This window comes from Psychrobacter sp. (genome assembly GCF_036731945.1).
In the GTDB taxonomy this organism is placed as follows: domain Bacteria; phylum Pseudomonadota; class Gammaproteobacteria; order Pseudomonadales; family Moraxellaceae; genus Psychrobacter.
Genome location: NZ_DAINDI010000123.1, coordinates 1 through 1,559 on the forward strand (window position 1 = coordinate 1; position 1,559 = coordinate 1,559).

Sequence of the window (1,559 nt, forward strand, 5' to 3'; positions counted from 1 at the left end):
AGCAGAAAGTAGTAAAGCAGAAAGTAGTAAAGCAGAAAGTAGTAAAGCAGAAAGTCAGAATATAAAAGAAGCAGCAAAATTCGAGCCTGTAGCAATCCCTAAAACTTTGATAAATATTGACGACACTGAGATAGAAAAGTCTGACTATCATAAAGCGCTTGCCGATAAGCAAGCACACCTTGCCAAATTGCTACGGGCACCTCAGGGTCGGCATGTGGTGTTTGCCTTTGAAGGGATGGACGCCGCTGGCAAAGGCGGCGCTATTAAAAGGCTGGTTGCGCCGCTCGATCCGCGCGAATATCAGATTTATAATATTGGCGCACCGATGCTATATGAATTGCAGCATCCATATTTATGGCGTTTTTGGACCAAGCTGCCCAATGAGCAAATCGATCGTATCAGCCGTATCGCTATCTTTGATCGTACGTGGTACGGACGCGTATTGGTCGAACGTATCGAAGGCTTTGCGACTGACGCAGAATGGCAGCGCGCTTATGCTGAAATCAATCGTTTTGAAGCAGATTTGGTCGCCGCTGGCACGATAGTTATCAAATATTGGCTCGCTATTGATAAAGGGGAGCAGCTCAAACGCTTTGAGGCGCGCGAAGAGACGCCGCATAAGCAGTTTAAATTAACCGATGATGATTGGCGTAATCGTGATAAATGGGTGGATTATGTGCAATCGGCGGCTGATATGTTGGCACGTACTGATACTAAGGATGCACCTTGGGCAATCATCGCGACTAATGAAAAGCGTCAAGCACGCCTAGCGGTATTAGACCACGCTATTAAGCAGCTATCCGCGGCATTGTCTATCACTGCTGATATGAAATAAATGGATGATAAGTGATGGCTCGTATTGAATAGTAATAGTGATGAAGGCTTTATACGACCTTAAAAGTTAGTATTATTTTGTTTGAAATTTTAGGGAAAATTAACAACATTTTTCTACTAAATAGACAGATTTTTTGAGTGATATATTCAAAGTTACAAATCTCGCAATATCATCATGCATTCTGTGTCTATATTTAATATAATAGGCGCGTAATAATTTCTGCCTGCTCGCAAAATAGCTGCACAGTCAGAGACGGTATTTATCCTATACATGCTTTAATTAGTAGCAACAGACTTTTTATAACCGACGCTATCACTCTAAAACCTAAGCCGCAAGCTGCTGTAATCGGACGATTTGGCAAGACTACTTGCGGCTTTATGGCATTTTGTGGCTTAAGTTTTTCGCTGATAGGTGAGTAAGCTCGCGCGTAAATATTTATAAGCCCGCAAAACTATCAGGACAATATAGAGCGCAGTAGATAGCAATTTTTTATAACCATATTTTCAAATTCGTACATTCAGACCAGTATTTCGAGAAACAAATTCAACATAGTAAGTCAAAACCACGTTGCGGACGCGCTATCATAATGTTGGGTGGTGAAAACAACGCCATCGTTAGCACCGCAACGTCATTAATCACCTATAATTTCAATCAGCTTACGCAGGACGTATCAACGTATGGGTATTAGCAGCAGTTCTACAGGACCAACCAAAGCAGTCGGTTC

General features: G+C 42.1%; 1 pseudogene. It reads left to right on the forward strand.

The window, feature by feature from the left end:
* A pseudogene (locus V7D75_RS14465) lies at positions 1 to 835 on the forward strand (ATPase); the annotation flags it as partial.
* Positions 836 to 1,559: the final 724 nt, after the last annotated feature.